Source organism: Halorubrum rarum (genome assembly GCF_048380895.1).
Taxonomy (GTDB): domain Archaea; phylum Halobacteriota; class Halobacteria; order Halobacteriales; family Haloferacaceae; genus Halorubrum.
In genome coordinates this window covers 1-17,510 of record NZ_JBLWMN010000026.1, presented here as the reverse complement: position 1 = coordinate 17,510, position 17,510 = coordinate 1, and the positions used below count along the sequence as shown (strand labels likewise).

Genomic DNA, 17,510 nt, shown 5'->3' with positions numbered 1-17,510 from the left:
AACTGATTTAGAGTCGGCCGTGTTGGGTGGAGACACACCATGGACTTACAGCTCGCGGACCGATCCGTCGTCGTCGCCGCATCGAGCAAGGGACTGGGCTATGAGACCGCCAAACGGTTCCTCGAGGAAGGAGCGAACGTCACGATCTGTTCACGATCGAGCGAGAGCATCGAGGACGCCGCCGACCGTGTACGGGCGGAAACCGGCGTCGACGACGATCGCGTGTTACCGGTGGTCTGTGACCTGACCGAGCGTGACGACGTCGAGGGGCTCATCGCGGCCGCAGTCGACGAGTTCGGTGGGATCGACGTCCAAGTGACCAACCACGGCGGACCGCCGGCCGTGACGTTCGAGGAGGCGACCGAACGACAGTGGAACGACAGCTACGAGGGCGTGATCTCCAGCACTCGATGGCTCTGTGAGGCGGCGCTCCCGCATCTCCGCGAGAGCGACGTGGGATCGCTCGTCACCGTGACGAGCGCGTCGGCACGCGAGTCGCCCACCGGCCACGCGATCTCGAACGTCTTCCGGCTCGGGCTGTACGGGTTGACGAAGTCGATCTCCCGTGAGTACGCGCCGGAGGTTCGCGCCAACACGGTGACGCCGCGGTTCATCATGACGGATCGGATCGAGTACAAAGTCGAACGACGGGCCGAGCAGCGGGGACTCACTCGCGAGGAAGCCCTCGAGAGCCGCGTCGACGAAGTGTCATTGGATCGGCCCGGCGAGCCGTCGGAGTTCGCCGACGCCGTCGCGTTCGTCGCGTCCCCGCGAGCCAGCTACGTCACCGGTGAGGTGGTGAGCGTCGACGGTGGCTGGAGCCGGTACGTGCTCTGAGCCGGCGTGAACCGCGATCAGAACGTATAGGTCGCTGTGCAGTAAGGCCGACATATGCGAGCAGTTGTCTGCCATGACTTCGAGGACGCACGTATCGAGGACGTTCCCCGACCGGAGCCCGGACCGGAGGAGGTGTTGGTGGACGTGCGTCGCGTGCAGCTCAGTGTGACCGAGTGCGAACTGTATCGGGGCAAGAAGATCGCCCACCACGAGAGCGTTCGGGACCGGCTCGCGGACGGACCCGCTCGGCTGTTCGGGCACGAGTTCAGCGCCCGCGTCGTCGAGCGCGGTGAACGCGTCGACCACGTCGACGTCGGCGATCGCGTGTACGCACCGGCGAAGGTACACTGCGGGGAGTGTACGTACTGTCGATCGGGGTACGAGCTGTACTGTCCGACGAAGACGTACGTCGGCTACGACGTTCCGGGGGCGCTCGCGGAGTTCGCCGCCATTCCGGGGAAGGCGCTTCGCTCCGTGCCGTCGTCGCTCTCCGACGCGGAGGTGGCCGCGTTGCAGCCGCTCGCCAGTTCGATACTCTCCGTCCGCGACAGCGGGATCGAAACCGGCGACGTCGTCGCCGTCGTCGGAACCGGGGTGATGGGGTATCAGTGCGCCCAACTCGCGTTGCTCGAAGGAGCCCAGCGCGTGTACGTCGTCGACGTGAACCCGGAGAAGCTCCGGATCGCGGCGGAGAGAGGCCTCGACCCCATCGACGCCACCGAGGTCGATCCCGTCCGCGCGGTCACGGAGCACACCGACGGCGTCGGTGCCGACGTCGTGTTCGAGGCCGTGGGCGGTGAGCAGTCACACGCGACCAGCGGCTCCGACCCGATCGCACAGGCGGTCGAGATGGTACGAGCGGGCGGAACCGTCGTGCAAGTCGGATACGTCATCGGTGACGTGACGTTCTCGGCACGGGCCATCCGGAAGAAGAGCGTGACGTGGAACAACCCCGTGACGGGTGTCGCAACCGTCGGACCGGGAAGGGACACCGGAGGGCTCGCCGCCGAACTCGTCGCGAGCGACCGCGTGTCGATCGAGGAGTACGTGACCCACGAGCTGGACGGCCTCGACGAGTTCGAGCGGGCCGTCACGATAACTGCCGACAAGGAGCGGTTCGACGCACGCGGACCCGCACAGATCGTCGTCAACGAGTGACGGGACGGACGGGGCGATCGATGCGATCGACCGCAAAATATTAGACCCTGTGGTATCGCCTTCCAATCACAGATGAAGATCACAGACGTGGAAACTGCTGTTCTCGGCAGTGCCGTCGACGCCGCATCTCTCCCGGCACAGGTCGGGGCCCGCGAACTCGAGATCAGTTCCGTCGTCGTCCGCATCCACACGGACGAGGGAATTACCGGATACGGCGAGTCGTTCTACCGGTCGGAGGAGAACAACCACTTCCTCGCACGCAGCATCGAGTCGATGTCTCGTCACATCGAGGGGAAGGACCCGCAGAACGTCAAGGCGATCTGGCACGAACTGTACCTCCACGTGAAGCGGGCCGGTGCGTACGGCGCGCTGAGCGCGATCGACGAGGCGCTCTGGGACATCAAAGGGAAGGAGGCAGGGAAACCCGTTTACCAGCTTCTCGGCGGACAGACCGGCGAAGTGAACGCGTACGCGACGTTCCCGGCGGACAAGACGGCCGAAGAGCTCGTCGACTACGCGGACTGGCTCCACGAGAAGGGGTTCAAGGCGATGAAGATCGGTGCGGGCTTCGGCGTCGCCGAGGACCGCCACCGGATCAAGACGATCATGGACGAGATCCCGGACGACTTCGGGCTCGCCATCGACGCCAACACCTCCTACAACTACACCGACGCCCGTGCAGTCGCGGAGACCGCGAGCGAGTACGAGGTCGAGTGGTTCGAAGAGCCCATCGCCCACACGGACATCCAGGGACAGGCGCAGCTCAACGACGACGTCGCGGTCCCCATCTCCGGGTACCAGACGCACACGCCACATTACCCAGCCCTCGATCACCTCACGGCCGGTGCGCTCGACATCTACCAGCCGTCGCTCGACTACGTCGGCGGCATCACCGGCGCAACGCGCGTCGCATCGCTCGTCGAGGCGTTCAACAAGGAGATGGTTCCGCACGCGCTCGGCCCGGCGATCAACTACGCCGCCAGCCTCCACGTCGCCGCGGCGAGCAGACAGTGTGAACTGATCGAGTTCGCCGTCCTCGACGACGACATCGACGACCCCGGCGAGTACATCGCAGGACCGTACGTCGAGAACCGCGACTCGATCTACGTACAGGACGGTGGGCGGATCGATCCGCCGAGCGAACCCGGACTCGGAATCACGATCGACGAGGACGTGTTCGAGGAGTACCGCGTCGACTGACGGCGCGGTCGCACCCGTTCGGACCTTCCGTCTCGGTCGGCAAGCACGCCCCGAGTGGCCGGTACGTCCTTACTACCGGGTACGGTCTCCGACGCGTCGGACGCGCATCGCTTACGCAATCACCGTCAACCTACGCAATCACCGTCAACCTACGCAATCACCGTCAACTGGCGATTCGACCGCCACCACGTTCGCTCACTGACTCGAACGTCGTTGTGTCCTACACAAAAAATATAAATAGACATAACCCTCTTGTGAAGACGGATCATGACAACAAGCGACAGAAGGACGTTCATCAAGACATTGGGAGCAGGCGGAGCGGCAGTCGCTCTCGCGGGCTGTTCGGACGACGAGGAGATTCCGGACGATGGCAACGGCGGTAACGGCGGCAACGGTAACGGCGGCAACGGCGACGATCAGGAGGAAGTCGACGACTACCCACCGTCGTCGCTGGACTTCATCAACGCCTACTCGGAGGGTGGCGGCGTCGACACGAACATGCGGCAGATTCAGCCGTACTTCGAGGAGGCGCTCGGAACCAACCTCAGCATCGATTATCGTGACGGTGCCGGAACGCGGATCGCCGCGAACACTGTCGCGGAGGACGGCGAGCTCCTCCGGATCGGTGGAACGCTTTCCCCGGCGACTCCCGCCGCGGTCGCGTTCGACGAGGCGGAGGGCGAGGACCCCGACTTCACGCTCGACGACCTCCGACCGCTCGGAACCCTCTCCGGCGAGGCGGCGATCATCCGAGTTCGTCCCGACGACGACCGGTTCCAGACGATCGAGGAACTCGTCGACTACGCGGACGATAATCCCGGCGAGCTCACCGTCGGCGCATCCGGCCCAACGAACCGGAACATGCTGTCGATCATCCAGCTCATGGAGGCGACGGGGATCGACTTCACGCTGGTGCCGTTCGACGGCGGCGGACCGACCCAGACGGCGCTGTTACAGGGCGAGATCGATGTGGCGGCTCGCAGTGTGTACAACAGCGCGAGCATCGCGGACGAGTCGACCTGTCTCTGTATCTACTCGGAGGAGAACCCGGAACCGGACCTGACGAACGACGCCCCGCCGATCAACGAGGCGCTCGGCACCGACATCAACTACGACCCGACGAACGGGACGCAGTTCTACTACGTCTCGGCGGACGCCGCGGAGGCACACCCGAGCCGGTACGAGCACGTTCAGGAGGCGTTCTACGAGGCGCACCAGAACGAGGAGTACCGTGCCGACTTAGACGAGATCGGCGAACTCGGGAAGCTCGTCTGGAACGACCCCGACGAGACCGAGGAGATCCTGCGGGCCGCCTACGAAACGTACCAGGAGTTCATCCCGCTGTTCCAAGAGTACGTCCAGAACTAACGGATCTCTCCCGACCCTTTCGATTTTTAAATGAGTTCAAACACATCGACAACCGATACACTCGCGACCGAGGCCGAACCGGACGAACGAGCCGACGCTGAACCGCCGGAGGATCCGGACGAGAACTCGGGAGCGGCGAGCGACGGCGACGACGACGACACCTCCCGGCTGTCGACGGCGTACGTCACGCTGGTCCGGTTCGCGTTCCCCGTCGCGGGACTCGTTCTCGCGGCACTCTACATCGAGAACACGTACGGTGAACTCAGGCGATCGAACCTCTATTACCCGTACTTCGTCATCTCCATGCTGGTCGTCGCGGTCGTCAGCGTCTCGGTAACCGAGCTCCGTGATCTGTGGGGACGGTCGGGCGACCTGACGTTCGCCGAGTCGGTCCGGCACCGGGCCCGGAAGTGGAACCGGTCGATCGGGTTGGTGTTCGTCGGGATCGTCTACATCGGGACGATCGACTTTCTCGGGTTCTTCCCGGCGTCGTTTGCTGGGATGATCGCGATCATGCTGTTGGGTGGCTTACGCGATCCGAAGGTGATGGTCGGCGTCTCGGTGCTCGTATTGGTCGCAGTGTACGGGCTGTTCATTCAGCTGATGGGGCTGCAGCCGCCGGAGGGGGTGTTGGGGATATGATCTCCGACGTCTCACCGACGTCCGCGCGACACGACGGGGGTGAGAAGCGATGGAGATGATCCTCGAAGCACTCGAGGTGCTGTTGACCGTCGAGAACCTGGCGCTGATATTCATCGGGGTGGTGTTCGGTATTCTCGCGGGGTCGATCCCGGGCTTTACCGGGACGAACACCGTCGCCATCGCGCTGCCGTTCACGCTCCCGATGACCGCGGAGATCGCGTTGGTGTTCCTGTCGGCGATCTACGTCGGCGCGAACTACGGCGGCGCGATCCCGGCCGTACTCATCAACACTCCGGGGACCGCCGGCGCGACGGCGACGGTACTCGACGCGTACCCGATGTCACAGAAAGGAGAGGCATCGAAGGCGCTCGGGATCTCGATCCTCGCGAGCACGATCGGCGGCCTCCTCGCCGCCGTCGCGATCCTGCTGCTTCTGGACCCGATCGGACAGCTGGCATTCATGTTCACCAACCGGGAGATATTCGTTCTCGGCCTCTTCGGGCTGGCCGCCGTCGCGGCCGCGATCGGGGACAACATCCGGAAGGGGTTGGTCGCCGGGTTCCTCGGACTGCTGATCGCGGCGATGCCCGTCGATCCGACGACCGGACAGCGGCGGCTCGACTTCGGCTACTTCGCGCTGTACGACTCGGTGCCGTTCGTTCCGGTCGTCGTCGGGCTGTTCGCGATCTCCGAACTGTTCTACCTCATCAACAAGAAGGCGATCAGCTCGGACACGGACATCAAAACGAGCTACCGCGACATCCTCTCGGGGTTCGTCTACGTTATCCGCCGTCCGATCGACGTGGTTCGAGCGGCGACTATCGGTCTCGTCATCGGATCGATGCCCGGGGCAGGGACCTCCGTCGCGAACTTCGTGAGTTGGGGGATCGCGAAGACGCAGTCGGATAAACCGGAGGAGTTCGGCAAGGGGAACCCACAGGGTGTGATCGCGTCCGAGGGCTCCAACAGCGCGGTGACCGCCGGCTCGCTCGTCCCGACGCTCGCGCTCGGGATCCCGGGAAGCGGAACGACCGCGGTCATGCTCGCCGCGCTGCTGTTACACGGCGTTCGACCGGGACCCGAACTCATGCAGGACTTCGCGCTGGAGGCCAACATCATCATCCTCTCGCTACTCGTCGCGAACGTGGCGCTGGTGATATTCGCACTGGCCATCTCGAAGTACCTCGTGCGCGTCGTCACCCTTCCCGCCCACATGCTCGTGCCGGCGATCCTCGTGTTGACCGTCATCGGGGCGTATGCGATGCGATCGAGTCTGTTCGACGTCTGGTTGATGTTCCTGTTCGGGATCATCGGGTTCGTGATGCGCGAGAACGACTACTCGCTGATCCCGATCATCCTCGGGGTGATCCTCGGACCGATCATCGAGGGTGCGTTCCTCCGGAGCATGCTCATCAGCAGGCAGGATCCGACGTACTTCTTCGAGGGGACCATCGCCATCATCCTCTGGATCGCGATCGTGGTCGTGTTCATCACCGAACCGGCCATAAACCTGCTCCGTGGCGTGTGGCAGAGCCGGTCCGACGGGTCAGCGTAACACGCCCGAGGCCGTCACACTCTTTTCGTTCACCGTCGTAGAGCGTTCATGACACGGCCAAACGCGACGAGGATGCGCGTCAACGGCAGCGTGGGTGCGTTCCTGGTCCTTTCGGGCGCGGGGTTCTCCGTGTTCCTCGACGAAGCGCTGTACGCGACGTTGTGTGTCGTCATCGGCGGACTGTTCCTCGCGAAAAGCATGGCGGACTTCCGAATACTCGCCGAGTGAATCGCCGGGACAGCTGTGAGTCGCCTCGGGAGACCTGCTGTAAAGCGCCTCGGGAGCAAACGATCCGCGAGTCTCTACAGGCGGAGCAGGCCGAGTGCCTCGGGGCTTGACCCCGAGGCGGTTCACACGAGCGAGACGGGGTCGTACCCCCGAAACCGACCCCGGTTCCTCCGTTCAGTACCACATACATATAAAATATATATACATATATGAACCAAGTTATATTACGAAGCGTATCGCGCGATCCGACACCGATCACAACACCGGCTTCGCCGTACTCCGATGTCTCGACCGCATCGGACGAGATCCAGGGCCGAAATCCGCTAATACCTCGTGTGTACCCACTCATACCTCGTGTTTGTTCGAGACGTCTCCCGACGTAGGTCGGTCGTCACAGTAACGGAATCGTCCATTCTTCGATCGGAAATATCGACGGTACATGGCCCTTCTTCGGATTTTATTTGTATATACCGCACACGTACAGACATATATGAGGTGTATCGTTGAGAACAGTCGAAAGTCCACTGAGAGACCCGACGGATCGGACCGATCCGCGAACCGAAGAAGGATAACCTAGTAGATCACATATACGTTATCGTTTATTGCTGTTTTCGTATGTTTAGAGGGGTGGCGAGAGATGTGGCTCGAAAACGCGGTGTCAGTAAACCGACTGCGTGACGGACGGCGTCGATCGTGGGGGCGGCGTCACGACGCCGCCCCCGCGACGTCGTCGACTACTCCTCGCGGTCCGTCCAGAAGTCGAAACCGCGACCGGGTGCGAACACGTCGAGGCCGACGGCGCGCTCGTCGCCCGTGTTCTCGACGCGGTGGGCCTCCCACGACTCGAGGTAGACCGAGTCGTACTTCTCTAAGACGACCTCGTCGTCCTCGGTGGCGACGGTGAGCTCACCCTCCAGACAGAGGCACACCTGCTCGTTCTCGTGGTCGTGCATCGGAGAACTGTGTCCCGGCGGCTTCTCGAACCACTCGAAGGAGAACTGGTCACTGCCCGCGAGCGACTTCCGGCCCCATCCTTCGTCGGGTTCGTACTGCTCGGCGTCGTCGAAATCGACTGGCTCCATATCCGATCGCACATCTCGCGGCGACAAGAACCTAGCGGTCGGCGGATCGCTTTCGTCCAGGAGACGATTTCGATGACATCGCACGTCGCTGCCGACGACCGTCCGGCACAGTCCGTCGCTCCCGACGACCGTCCGTCGCTGTCCGTCACTGCCAGCGACCGTCCGCCATCGTTACGTCACTGCCGGAGAAACGGGGACGTATGGTTACTGAAGGCGAGTCGGCTCCGGACTTCACCGTCCCGAAGGCCGGCGGAGACGGGTACGACGACGTGACCGATTTCACGCTGTCCGAGGCGATCGGCGACGGACCGATCGTTCTGGCGTTCGTGCCGGGCGCGTTCACCGGCGGCTGTACCGAGGAGATGTGTACGATCGGACGGGAGATGGACGGGTTCGAGGCGCTCGACGCCTCGGTGTTCGGCGTCAGCGTCGACCTCCCGTTCGCCCAGAACGAGTGGATCCGACAGGAGGGGTTCGACGTTCCGATGCTCTCCGACTGGGACCACGAACTGGTCCACGCGTACGACGTCGTCTACGAGAACATGTACGGCTCGATCGAGTCCGCTCAACGGAGCGTCTTCGTCATCGACGACGACGGGATCGTGACGTATCGGTGGGTCCGCGATGGCGACAATCCGGCGTTCGAGCCGTTCGTGTCCGACCTCCAGGACCGCGTCAGCGACGCGAGAGAAGCGTAACCACTCCGGATCCACACCGTGGACCGTACCGGCCCGAATCCGGGCGAATCGTAGCTGGGTGAATCATGCCGCTTCCGCGAACAGAAGCGTTACCACCCTGTTCTGTGATGAGCACACATGGAACTCGAACTCGAAGGGAAGTCAGTGTTCGTCGCCGCCGCAAGCAAGGGACTCGGACTCGGTGCGGCCACGCAGTTCGCCGCCGAGGGAGCGAACGTGGCGATCGCCTCCCGGAGCGCGGGAAACCTCGCGGAAGCTCGGGAGAGCATCGTTGAGGCGGCCGGCTGCGATCGGGAGGCAGTGTTCACCGTCGAAGCGGATCTCGCCGACCGCGACGACATCGAGTCGGGGATCGCCGCGACGGTGGAGGAGTTCGGTGGTCTCGACGTCCTGGTGACCAACCACGGCGGCCCCGACAACACCTCCTTCGAGGACACGTCGCTCTCCGCGTTCGACGGCGGATACAACGACGTACTCCGAAGCACGGTGATCCAGTGTAAGGCGGCGCTCCCGCACCTCCGTGACGGTGGCGGAGCGATCACGCACCTCGTCGCCGCCTCGGCCGCCGAGCCGACGTCGTACGGTACCCTCGGGAACGTGTTCCGTCCGGGCGTCTACGGGCTCTCGAAGATACTCGCAAACGAGGAGGGCGAACACGATATCAGATCGAACTGCGTCGCACCTCGCGGCGTGCTCTCCGATCGGATCGAATCGAAGATCACCGCGCGAGCGGAACGCGAAGGGATAACCGAGGCGGAGGTTCGCGAGCTCCGCGTCGAGGAACTTCCGGTTCCGGAGATGGGAACGACCGAGACGTTCGGGAAGGCCGTCGCGTTCGTCTCCTCGCCCGCAGCGTCGTACATCACCGGCTCCGTGCTCCCGGTCGACGGCGGCTGGAGCAGCCGTCTCTTATAAGGGTCGGCCGGGCGGGATCGTCACCCGTCCCCCGTCACGGTCCGTTTCTCCGCAGCGGCTACTCGTCAGGGACCAGCGTCGGCGTCGGATAGGTCCCGCCGTTCACGTGTAACACCTGTCCGGTCACGAACGACGAGGCGTCGGACGCGAGGAAGCAACACGCGTCCGCGATCTCGTCGACGCGACCGAGCCGCTCGAGCGGCGTCGCCCGGATCACTTCCCGTTCGATCCGTTCCCACTCCTCCGTCCGGGACCGGTCGACGTCGATGAGGCCGGGCGAGACGCCGTTGACGCGGATGTCGTCGCCGCCGAGCTCCGTGGCCAACTGCCGGATCTGTCCCTCGAGTCCGAGCTTCGAGCCGTACGAGTGGGAGTGGCCGGTCTTTCCGAGGTAGACCATCGCCCCGATCAGGTTCACGACCGCGCCACCGCCCCGTTCCTGCATGTCGGGGACGACGGCCTGCGTCGTCAACAGGACGCCGCGGAAGTTGACGTCCATCACGCGGTCGACGTCGGCCGCGTCAATGTCGAGAAACGGCTTCGACGGACGGTACGTCGCGTTGTTCACGAGCACGTCGATGGGCCCGAGCCGGTCCCGAACGTGCTCGACGACCGCCTCGATGTCGTCGGGGTCCCCGATGTCGCCGAGCGCGACCGCGGCCTCGCCACCGGCCTCACGGACGCGACGAGCCGTCTCCTCACAGCCCGCTTCGTCGCTTCGGGCGGTGATCCCGACGTCGGCACCGGCCTCGGCGAGTCGAACCGCCGTCGCTCGCCCGATGTTCTTGCTCGATCCGGTGACGAGCGCCGTCTTCCCTGTCAGGTCCATCCCCGCGCCCTCGCTGCCGCCGTCCGCGTCGCTAGACATCGAACTCCGTCTGGTACTCGGTCGCGTCGAGACGGTCCTCGCGGAGCGGCCAGAAGGCGAGCAGCGTGGCCGGCTCGTCGGAGACGGCGCGGGAGGCGTGGGGGACGTCCGGCGGGATCTCCAGGGCGTCGTGTTTGGACAGCGAGATCCGCTCGCCGTCGACGAGGAAGTCGACCTCGCCGTCCATGACGACGTTCATCTGTTCCCACGGGTGCGAGTGTTGCGGCTTGTCCTCCCGGTCCGGCCCGATCGTGGTCATGCCGACCATCTGGTCGATGCCGCGAAAGACGACCTGCTCGAACCCCTTCCCCTCCTTCGCGACCGGCGCGTCTCGGAGGTTGTACACCGACGGGATCTCGGATGGTTCGTATTTACGTACCATACCCTATCGAGTAGCGAGACGAACTTAAAAGCGTAGGTGCGACCGACGTCGAGTCCGGTCGACCGCGGGTCGATCGGCGCTCTAGGAGAGCCGTTCGATGTTCTCGACGATGGCGTCGGCGAACTCGCTGGTGGCGAGTTTCTCGCCGCCCTCGATCTGGCGGTGCAGGTCGTAGGTGACCTTGCCCGAGGAGATCGTCTCTTCGACCGCGTCACGCACGAGGTCGGCGGCGTCCGACCAGCCGAGGTACTCGAGCATTTCGCGGCCCGAGAGGATCATCGCGGTGGGGTTGACCTTGTCCTGGCCGGCGTATTTGGGCGCGGAGCCGTGGACGGGTTCCGCGAGTGCGCGGCCGTGGCCGCGGTTGATCCCCGGTGCGATGCCGAGGCCGCCGATCTGTGCGCCCGCCGCGTCCGAGAAGTAGTCGCCGTTCAGGTTCATCGTGGCGATCACGTCGTAGTCCTCCGTGCGTGTGAGCACCTGCTGGAGCATGTTGTCGGCGATGCGGTCTTTGACCACGACCGTTCCGTCCGGCTGGTCGCCGTCGTGCTCCTCCCAGAGGGCGTCCTCGGAGATGACGTCCTCGCCGTACTCCTCGTCGGCGAGTTCGTAGCCCCAGTCGCGGAACGCGCCCTCGGTGAACTTCATGATGTTGCCCTTGTGGACGAGCGTGACCGAGTCGCGGTCGTTCGCGAGCGCGTAGTCGATCGCTTCGCGGATGAGCCGCTTCGAGCCGAACTCGGTGATCGGCTTGATGCCGATGCCGACCGGGCCGTCGTGGATGATGTCGTCGACGCCCATCTCCGCTTCGACGAACTCGCGGACCTGCTCGACCTCGTCGGTGCCGGACTCCCACTCGATGCCCGCGTACACGTCCTCGGTGTTCTCACGGAACGTGACCATGTCCATCGCCTCGGGGTTCGTGACGGGCGAGGGAACGCCGTCGAGGTAGTACGTGGCGCGAACGTTGGCGTAGAGATCGAGCCTCTTTCGGAGCGCGACGTTGAGCGAGCGGAAGCCCGCGCCCACGGGCGTGGTGAGCGGGCCCTTGATGGCGACGCGGTGCTCGCGAATGGCGGACACGGTGTCCTCGGGCAGGTTCTCGCCGTACATGTCGCGAGCCGCGCTCCCCGCGTACACGCGCATCCACGCGATCGACCGACCGGTCGCCTCCGCGGCCGCGTCTAACACCTGCTGGGCGGCCGGCCCCACGTCCGAGCCGATCCCGTCGCCGTGAATGATCGGAATCACCGGATTCGACGGCACGTCCAACTCACCCGTCTCCTCGTCCGCCAGCGAAATCGCCTCACCCTCCTCCGGTACCGTAACCTTGTCGTAACTCATAGATCAGGTAAGAACTCCGCACGTTCGCTTAAAAAGATGCGTGTTCCCGCCGCCGGTTCGGGTGCGATCGGGACCGTCAGTCGTCGCTGGCGGGGGCTTCGGTCTCCGCTTCGTCGACGAACTCGGCGGCCGTTTCGGCGGCGACCCGTCCGTAAACGGCAGCGTTGGTCAGTCCGGATCCGCCGGGATAGTTGTGGTAGAACAACCCACCGGTGACGTTGCCGGCCGCGAACAGTCCGGGGATCACGGTGTCGGTCGTGTCGAGCACCTCCGCCTCGGGCGTGATCGCGACGCCACCGAACGTGAACGTCATTCCGCCGGTGACCGGGTAGCCCGTGTATGGCGGCTCATCCAGCGGGAGCGCCCAGTTCGACTTGGGGAGGTCGAGTCCCTCCGTGGCGTTCCCGTCGAGGACGTCGGCGTCGTACCGGTCGGCCGCATCGTCGGCACAGGCCTCGTTGTACGCCTCGATCGTTTCGACCGCCTTCTCGGGGCGCTCGATGTCGAGCCGCCTGACGAGCGCCTCGAGCGAATCGGCGGTGATCGCTCGCGACGGGCCCATGTGGGCAACGTCATCGGTGACCTTCGAGTCGACGACGATGAACCCCTCGTGATACGGCTGCTCGAAGATGCGACGGCCGAACTTCGCGTACGTGTGTGCCCGTGAGTCCTCGCCCTCGTCGACGAATCGCTCGCCGTCGTGGTTGAGGATGAGCCCGTACTGATAACCGTCGATGCGCGTGATCCCGCCCTCGACGTCCGGCGAGCCCGCGTCGATGAGCGCCATGTGGGCGTCGCCCCACTCGCCGTCGGATTTCGCCCCGACGTCCATCGCCGAGTCGATCACTTCGCCGGTGTTGTAACGGCTCCCTCGGACCTTCATGTTCCCGTAGCCGGGACCGAAGTACCGGGTCCGCTTCTCCTTGCTGGAACCGTAGTCCCCGGCGGCGAGGACGACGGCGTCCGCCTCGAAGCGGACGCGACGCCCGTCGACGAACCCCTCGACGCCCTCGGCCGACCCGTCGTCACCACGGATCACGTCCTGGACCTCGGCGTTGTAGCGTACCTCGCCACCGACCTCCTCGAATCGATCGACGAGACCGTCGACCATCGTCTCGCCGTCGAGCCAGACGCGGCCCGCCGTGTAGCCGGGATGGGGGGCCTGATACTCCCACTCCAGCCCCATCGCGGTTAACCACTCGAACGTCTCCGCCGCCTCCTCGGTCACCGTCCGCGCGAGCTCCTCGTCGGCCCGATAGTTCGTCGTCTTCATCAGGTCCGAGTAGAAGTCCGCGGCGTCGTAGTCTTCGACGTTGAACTCGACGTCGAGGTCGATATCCGCCGTCGGAAGACGGAACGACTCGGTGAACTGCGTGTGACCACCGCGGTGTTTCTTCGGCGATTTCTCGAGAACGACCACCGAGACGTCCTGTTCCGCCAAACGGATCCCCGCCGAGAGCCCGGCGATTCCACATCCGACGACGACGGCGTCGTATTCGTTGTTAGACATGTGTGTAGCTAACCATGAAGGAGTACGACGGACATGTACAAAATCGTTCCGACAAGCGGGAACAGGAGTTTATAAGGATGCGAGTGGGACGGCGCGTCCCGGGCGGCTACACGTCGTCCGGGGGCGCGACCGCGATGAACCGCTCCGGGGGGACTCCGCCGTCCATGAACTCGAAGGTACAGTCCACCAGCGTCTCGATGATGGCCGAGCGCGCACGAACTGACGACGCCGCGATATGCGGCGTCGTGACGACGTTCTCGAACCCATGGAGCGGCGAGTCCGCGGGGAGCGGCTCCGTCTCGAACACGTCGAGTCCCGCACCGCCGAGCGTGCCCTCGCGAAGCGCGGCGACGACCGCGTCGGTGTCAACGATCGGGCCGCGCGCCGTGTTGACGAGGACGGCGTCGTCCGCCATCGTCGCGAGCGCGTCCGCGTCGATCATCCCTCGCGTCTCCGCGGTGTGTTCGGCGGTCACGACGACGGCTTCCGGCTCCGAGAGGACGGTCTCGAAGTCCGTCAGGGTCGTTCCCGTGATCTGGGTGTCGATCTCGTGGATGTACGGATCGTACGCGTACACGTCGACGTTGAACCCGGAGAGCAGCCCCGCGAGCCGCGATCCGACGTTACCGAACCCGACGATCCCGACGGACGTACCCGCGACCGGCGTGGCGTTCGGGACCTCGTCACGCCACTTGCCGTCCTGGAGCGCTTGCTGACCGATCAGCACGTTCCGCTTGACGCTTAACAGCAACGTGAGCGCGTGTTCCGCGACGGACAGCGCGTTCAATCCGGGAGTGTACACGACCGTGACGCCGTTGTCCGCCGCGGCGTCCAGGTCGATCGTGTCGATCCCGGTTCCGATCTTCGCGACGAGTTCGAGCGAGTCGGCCGACTCCAGTACCCGGCGGGAGACGGGGAGCCGGGACGTCGTGAACAACACGTCCTTGCCCGCGAGCCGATCGATCAGCGCGTCCTCCGTCGGATCGACCCCGACGTCGAGTGCGATCCGGTCGCCAACGCCTCGTTCGAGGACTGCACGCGGTTTGACGTCCTGATCGACGAGCGCGGTGGGTGTCCCCGCGCCGCTCATTCGTCGCCTGCTCGCATGTGGGTCACGACGGGGCAGTTCGAATCCAACAGAACGTCCTGGGTCACGCTACCGAACAGCGCCTTACCGACCGCGGAGCGACGTCGACCGCCGACGCAGATGTAACTCGCGTCATGGTCGTTGGCGTACTTGATCAGTTCTTCGGCCGCATCCCCGACGAGACCGACCGCCTCGTAGTCGTCCGTCGTTCGAGCGGCGACGTCGTCGGCGGCCTCCTTGGCGTACGACCTGATGTCGTCGACCGGGACGGTCTGGCCCGTCTCCTGAAGGCTGCTCTGTTCGAGGTCACGGAACTCCGACTGGCTCAACACGTGGACGACGTGGAGCGCTTCGTCGAACGCCTCGGCGAGTTTCGCACCCTCGATGACCGCTGCACTCTCGTGGTCGATCCGCTCGACCCCGGCAATGATAGTCATTGGTGCTACGGTATGTGAGCCCAACGTTCTTATAATTTTCAATGGTCCGGGCGATACTGCTCCGTTCGCTGTGTTTTTGTACTGACCCGCGTTCGTCGAGTACATGCCTGACTCCCGGACCCGCCTGTTCGCCCTTCTCGATAGTCTCCCCGTTCCGGGTCCCCGCGACATCGGGATCTGGACCTCTCTCGTCGTCCTCACCGTCGGCGTCCTCTCGCCGACGCTCGGCGGGCTCGAACCCGAGATGCAGCTCGTTCTCGCGGTGTTCGGGTTCGCGCTCGTGTTGTGGCTGACGGAAGCGGTCCCGTACGTGGTGTCCAGTACGCTCGCAGTGGTGATGCTGTACGCGTTCGATCTCGTCGAGACGTTCGATGAGGCGGTGGCCGGGTTCGCATCGACGCTCGTGTTCTTCCTGTTCCTGCTGTTGCTCCTCGGTGGCGCGATCGGGAAGGTCGGTCTCGGCAAGGTCGTCGCCGGGCGGATGCTCTCGTCGCGAAGCACGCCCAAAACGACGGTTCGGTCGCTCGCGACACACATGGTCGCGCTGTCGCTATTGATGCCGTCCGCCGTCGCCCGCGCCGTGACGTTCATTCCGGTCGTGAACCAGATGACGGACGCGTACGGGCTCGATAACGACGGCTCGTTCCGAAAGACGTCGTTCATCGTGCTCGGTCACATCAACCCCATCGGCTCGATGATGCTGATGACCGGCGGCGGGATGGCGATCATTACCTCACAGCTGATCAACGAGTCCGTGCGACCGATCACGTGGGTACAGTGGGGCGTGTACATGATCCCGCCGATGATGCTGCTGTTCTGGTTGTCGACGGTCAGCGCCATCTACCTCTACGGCGTCGACGACGAGCGAACCGTCGAGTCGACCGCGCTCGACGACTCGATGACGACCGCGGTCGAGGACGGCAGCGCGTCGTTGAACCGGGAACAGCGGATCGTCGGTCTCGTCATGCTCGGTGCGGTTCTCGCGTGGATCGCCGGCTCCTTTCTGGGCGTGCCAACGATCGTCCCCGCCGTCGTCGCGGTCGCGATCCTCGCCGCCCCCGGGATCGACATCGTCGACCGCGAGCTCGTCAGCGAGGTGAGCTGGGGGATCCTCTTTCTGATCGGCGCGATGTTCTCGATCCTCGAGGTGATGGAGTCGACCGGGACGCTCGATTTCGTGGTCGGGCTGCTCATCGACGCGGTCCCGTTCGAGGCGATGGCCCCGTGGCTCGTCGTCGGGACGCTGCTGGCGATCGGCGTGTTCATCCGAGTGTGGTTCTCGACCGCGTCGGCCGCGATCGTCGTGACGCTGCCGATCATCATGGAGTTCGGTGCGGTGCTCGGAATCAACCGACTGTTCCTCGCGCTGTCGGTGCTCACCGTCATCGGGTCGACGACGTTCTTCCCGTTCAACACCACGTCGGTGCTGCTGTCGTACGACAGGGGCCCGCTCGGGCTCCGTGAGGTGTTCGGGTTCGGACTCGTGACGATGGTTCACGGACTCATCGTGATCGTGGTGTCGTGGCTGTTCTACTGGCCGCTCGTGGTGTGATCGACCGACCGCGGGACCCGACCACGAGAGGGAACACCCGTCCGCGGACGTACCGAACGGGTAGGCAACCTGAACGTGACTCGCTGGACGTCCATTCGTGATCGGTACCTCCTGTGATGGCGCGCCGCGAGCGGGCCGTGATCCGCGACACGATAGAGCATGAAACAGCCGATGTTTGAACGTGCATCTTGATCGATAGCGGGAGTACGTGAATCAGATCGGTGGTCTGGTCGTTTATAAGTCGAATTTGGGTGTTGCTGGCGGGTGTTTATAAGCTGCTAACGGGGCGGTGAACACCTCCAAAGCCTTAGTCACTCACTTATAACCGATCTTACTCGGATCGACGGTAAACACCTGCAAAGCCCCAGCCACTCGCTTATAAGCGGTCTTACTCGGATCGACGGTGAACACCTCCAAAGCCCCAGCCACTCGCTTATAGGCGGTCTTACTCGGATCGACGGTGAACACCTCCAAAGCCCCAGCCACTCGCTTATAAGCGGTCTTACTCGGATCGACGGTGAACACCTCCAAAGCCCCAGCCGCGACGACTCGCGCGCCTTGCTGCGCGCCGCCCCTCTCCACACAGCCCGGTGCGGTGCTTGCTGCGGCGGGCTTCGTCCTCGCGGCTGCCCCTTTGAGTCCCACCC

The 17,510-nt window shown here is 64.3% G+C and carries 18 protein-coding genes; 10 read left to right on the top strand and 8 right to left on the bottom strand.

Features of this window, described 5'->3' with window-relative positions:
- Positions 1-39: 39 nt before the first annotated feature.
- The 7 genes from ACNSN7_RS14515 (at position 40) to ACNSN7_RS14485 (ending at position 6,988) form a co-directional block, all read left to right on the top strand.
- Positions 40-837 carry an SDR family oxidoreductase gene (locus ACNSN7_RS14515; RefSeq protein ID WP_418283018.1) on the top strand — a complete coding sequence of 266 codons (798 nt, stop codon included), beginning with the start codon at positions 40-42 and terminating at the stop codon, positions 835-837.
- A gap of 54 nt (positions 838-891) precedes the next feature.
- Positions 892-1,995 (top strand): zinc-dependent alcohol dehydrogenase, encoded by a 1,104-nt coding sequence (locus ACNSN7_RS14510; protein ID WP_418283017.1) that lies wholly within the window; start codon positions 892-894, stop codon positions 1,993-1,995.
- A gap of 72 nt (positions 1,996-2,067) precedes the next feature.
- Positions 2,068-3,195: a mandelate racemase/muconate lactonizing enzyme family protein gene (locus tag ACNSN7_RS14505; protein WP_418283016.1), complete on the top strand. Its 1,128-nt coding sequence runs from the start codon at positions 2,068-2,070 to the stop codon at positions 3,193-3,195.
- A 267-nt stretch (positions 3,196-3,462) separates the two neighbouring features.
- Positions 3,463-4,563, top strand: coding sequence for a Bug family tripartite tricarboxylate transporter substrate binding protein (locus ACNSN7_RS14500; RefSeq protein ID WP_418283015.1), 1,101 nt, complete (start codon positions 3,463-3,465; stop codon positions 4,561-4,563).
- A gap of 30 nt (positions 4,564-4,593) precedes the next feature.
- Positions 4,594-5,205, top strand: coding sequence for a tripartite tricarboxylate transporter TctB family protein (locus ACNSN7_RS14495; RefSeq protein WP_418283014.1), 612 nt, complete (start codon positions 4,594-4,596; stop codon positions 5,203-5,205).
- 55 nt (positions 5,206-5,260) lie between these two features.
- The gene (locus ACNSN7_RS14490; protein WP_418283013.1) at positions 5,261-6,760 is read left to right on the top strand and encodes a tripartite tricarboxylate transporter permease; all 1,500 of its coding nucleotides are present in this window, start codon (positions 5,261-5,263) and stop codon (positions 6,758-6,760) included.
- 48 nt (positions 6,761-6,808) lie between these two features.
- Positions 6,809-6,988, top strand: coding sequence for a hypothetical protein (locus ACNSN7_RS14485; protein WP_418283012.1), 180 nt, complete (start codon positions 6,809-6,811; stop codon positions 6,986-6,988).
- A 734-nt stretch (positions 6,989-7,722) separates the two neighbouring features.
- On the opposite strand, the gene ACNSN7_RS14480 is transcribed toward ACNSN7_RS14485, so the two are convergent.
- Positions 7,723-8,070: a cupin domain-containing protein gene (locus ACNSN7_RS14480; RefSeq protein ID WP_418283011.1), complete on the bottom strand. Its 348-nt coding sequence runs from the start codon at positions 8,068-8,070 to the stop codon at positions 7,723-7,725.
- Between the two features lie 200 nt (positions 8,071-8,270).
- On the opposite strand from ACNSN7_RS14480, the gene ACNSN7_RS14475 reads away from it, so the two are divergent.
- Entirely contained in the window at positions 8,271-8,768 is a 498-nt protein-coding gene (locus ACNSN7_RS14475) for a redoxin domain-containing protein (RefSeq protein ID WP_418283010.1), read from the top strand.
- 117 nt (positions 8,769-8,885) lie between these two features.
- Positions 8,886-9,683, top strand: coding sequence for an SDR family oxidoreductase (locus ACNSN7_RS14470; protein ID WP_418283009.1), 798 nt, complete (start codon positions 8,886-8,888; stop codon positions 9,681-9,683).
- Between the two features lie 58 nt (positions 9,684-9,741).
- On the opposite strand, the gene ACNSN7_RS14465 is transcribed toward ACNSN7_RS14470, so the two are convergent.
- From ACNSN7_RS14465 to ACNSN7_RS14440, 6 genes are all read right to left on the bottom strand, one after another.
- Positions 9,742-10,551, bottom strand: coding sequence for an SDR family NAD(P)-dependent oxidoreductase (locus ACNSN7_RS14465; RefSeq protein ID WP_418283008.1), 810 nt, complete (start codon positions 10,549-10,551; stop codon positions 9,742-9,744).
- Positions 10,544-10,933 (bottom strand): cupin domain-containing protein, encoded by a 390-nt coding sequence (locus ACNSN7_RS14460; protein WP_418283007.1) that lies wholly within the window; start codon positions 10,931-10,933, stop codon positions 10,544-10,546. Before ACNSN7_RS14460 ends, ACNSN7_RS14465 begins: the two co-directional genes overlap by 8 nt.
- An 81-nt stretch (positions 10,934-11,014) precedes the next feature.
- On the bottom strand, positions 11,015-12,277 hold the full coding sequence (gene icd / locus ACNSN7_RS14455) for an isocitrate dehydrogenase (NADP(+)) (protein ID WP_418283006.1): 1,263 nt from the start codon (positions 12,275-12,277) through the stop codon (positions 11,015-11,017).
- Between the two features lie 76 nt (positions 12,278-12,353).
- Positions 12,354-13,787: an FAD-dependent tricarballylate dehydrogenase TcuA gene (gene tcuA / locus ACNSN7_RS14450; protein WP_418283005.1), complete on the bottom strand. Its 1,434-nt coding sequence runs from the start codon at positions 13,785-13,787 to the stop codon at positions 12,354-12,356.
- Positions 13,788-13,893: 106 nt separating this feature from the next.
- Positions 13,894-14,877 (bottom strand): NAD(P)-dependent oxidoreductase, encoded by a 984-nt coding sequence (locus ACNSN7_RS14445; protein WP_418283004.1) that lies wholly within the window; start codon positions 14,875-14,877, stop codon positions 13,894-13,896.
- Positions 14,874-15,311 (bottom strand): universal stress protein, encoded by a 438-nt coding sequence (locus ACNSN7_RS14440; RefSeq protein WP_418283003.1) that lies wholly within the window; start codon positions 15,309-15,311, stop codon positions 14,874-14,876. The genes ACNSN7_RS14445 and ACNSN7_RS14440 overlap by 4 nt, the downstream gene beginning before the upstream one ends.
- A gap of 103 nt (positions 15,312-15,414) precedes the next feature.
- Between ACNSN7_RS14440 and ACNSN7_RS14435 the strand changes: the two genes are divergently transcribed.
- Complete coding sequence (locus ACNSN7_RS14435) at positions 15,415-16,863, top strand: SLC13 family permease (RefSeq protein WP_418283002.1); 1,449 nt, start codon at positions 15,415-15,417, stop codon at positions 16,861-16,863.
- Between the two features lie 315 nt (positions 16,864-17,178).
- Here ACNSN7_RS14435 and ACNSN7_RS14430 read toward each other — a convergent pair.
- On the bottom strand, positions 17,179-17,510 hold a 332-nt coding region (locus tag ACNSN7_RS14430; RefSeq protein ID WP_418283001.1), incomplete at its 5' end, for a hypothetical protein.

What these genes read in the sequence shown, in the direction of transcription:
- ACNSN7_RS14485 (WP_418283012.1), top strand. Translation starts at nt 6,809, where the DNA reads ATGACACGGCCAAACGCGACGAGGATGCGCGTCAACGGCAGCGTGGGT.
- ACNSN7_RS14440 (WP_418283003.1), bottom strand. Translation starts at nt 15,311, where the DNA reads ATGACTATCATTGCCGGGGTCGAGCGGATCGACCACGAGAGTGCAGCG.
- icd (WP_418283006.1), bottom strand. Translation starts at nt 12,277, where the DNA reads ATGAGTTACGACAAGGTTACGGTACCGGAGGAGGGTGAGGCGATTTCG.
- ACNSN7_RS14515 (WP_418283018.1), top strand. Translation starts at nt 40, where the DNA reads ATGGACTTACAGCTCGCGGACCGATCCGTCGTCGTCGCCGCATCGAGC.
- ACNSN7_RS14445 (WP_418283004.1), bottom strand. Translation starts at nt 14,877, where the DNA reads ATGAGCGGCGCGGGGACACCCACCGCGCTCGTCGATCAGGACGTCAAA.
- ACNSN7_RS14495 (WP_418283014.1), top strand. Translation starts at nt 4,594, where the DNA reads ATGAGTTCAAACACATCGACAACCGATACACTCGCGACCGAGGCCGAA.
- ACNSN7_RS14480 (WP_418283011.1), bottom strand. Translation starts at nt 8,070, where the DNA reads ATGGAGCCAGTCGATTTCGACGACGCCGAGCAGTACGAACCCGACGAA.
- ACNSN7_RS14505 (WP_418283016.1), top strand. Translation starts at nt 2,068, where the DNA reads ATGAAGATCACAGACGTGGAAACTGCTGTTCTCGGCAGTGCCGTCGAC.
- ACNSN7_RS14460 (WP_418283007.1), bottom strand. Translation starts at nt 10,933, where the DNA reads ATGGTACGTAAATACGAACCATCCGAGATCCCGTCGGTGTACAACCTC.
- ACNSN7_RS14500 (WP_418283015.1), top strand. Translation starts at nt 3,463, where the DNA reads ATGACAACAAGCGACAGAAGGACGTTCATCAAGACATTGGGAGCAGGC.
- ACNSN7_RS14470 (WP_418283009.1), top strand. Translation starts at nt 8,886, where the DNA reads ATGGAACTCGAACTCGAAGGGAAGTCAGTGTTCGTCGCCGCCGCAAGC.
- ACNSN7_RS14465 (WP_418283008.1), bottom strand. Translation starts at nt 10,551, where the DNA reads ATGTCTAGCGACGCGGACGGCGGCAGCGAGGGCGCGGGGATGGACCTG.
- ACNSN7_RS14475 (WP_418283010.1), top strand. Translation starts at nt 8,271, where the DNA reads ATGGTTACTGAAGGCGAGTCGGCTCCGGACTTCACCGTCCCGAAGGCC.
- ACNSN7_RS14435 (WP_418283002.1), top strand. Translation starts at nt 15,415, where the DNA reads ATGCCTGACTCCCGGACCCGCCTGTTCGCCCTTCTCGATAGTCTCCCC.
- ACNSN7_RS14490 (WP_418283013.1), top strand. Translation starts at nt 5,261, where the DNA reads ATGATCCTCGAAGCACTCGAGGTGCTGTTGACCGTCGAGAACCTGGCG.
- ACNSN7_RS14510 (WP_418283017.1), top strand. Translation starts at nt 892, where the DNA reads ATGCGAGCAGTTGTCTGCCATGACTTCGAGGACGCACGTATCGAGGAC.
- tcuA (WP_418283005.1), bottom strand. Translation starts at nt 13,787, where the DNA reads ATGTCTAACAACGAATACGACGCCGTCGTCGTCGGATGTGGAATCGCC.